The sequence below is a fragment of the Streptomyces sp. SID5785 genome (assembly GCF_009870065.1).
Lineage (GTDB): Bacteria > Actinomycetota > Actinomycetes > Streptomycetales > Streptomycetaceae > Streptomyces.
This window is the reverse complement of sequence record NZ_WWIA01000292.1, coordinates 1-469: the sequence shown is the minus strand read 5'-3', so window position 1 is coordinate 469 and position 469 is coordinate 1. Positions and strand designations below refer to the sequence as shown.

Below are 469 nucleotides of genomic sequence, written 5' to 3'. Positions count from 1 at the left end.
AGTCAAGTGCGCTACCAAGCTGCGCCACGTCCCGATGTCCACTGCCTTCCGGGCGGTCCCTTCCGGCGGCGACAGACAGAACAATACCCCAAGCTCACGGGTGGTTTGAAACCGGTTCGACGGTCTCGGGGCACCGTGGGCGAGAATCGGCGTATGAGCACTTCACAGGAGGGTGACCGGGACCGGGACGAGGCGGGCCGGGCACGCAACGCCCGGCCGCGGGACGGTCTGGGCCGTCCGCTCCCGTACGGCAGCGACGGCGTGGCCCGCCAGCCGGAGGGGGTCGTCCGCAGCCCGCGGGAGACGGTCGCCGAGGCGCAGACGCTGCTCGACGGCGGCCGTCCCTTCCACGCCCACGAGGTCTTCGAGGACGCGTGGAAGTCCGGCCCGCCGGAGCAGGAGGGCCTGTGGCGGGGTCTCGCCCAGTTGGCGGTGGGCCTGACCCACGCGGCGCGGGGCAACGCGGCGG

The 469-nt window shown here is 72.9% G+C and carries 1 protein-coding gene; it reads left to right on the top strand.

Going from position 1 to position 469, the window contains the following annotated elements; genetic code table 11:
- Positions 1-153 precede the first annotated feature (153 nt).
- Positions 154-469: DUF309 domain-containing protein (locus tag GTW43_RS09050; RefSeq protein ID WP_161301106.1), on the top strand; the 316-nt coding region annotated here is incomplete at its 3' end.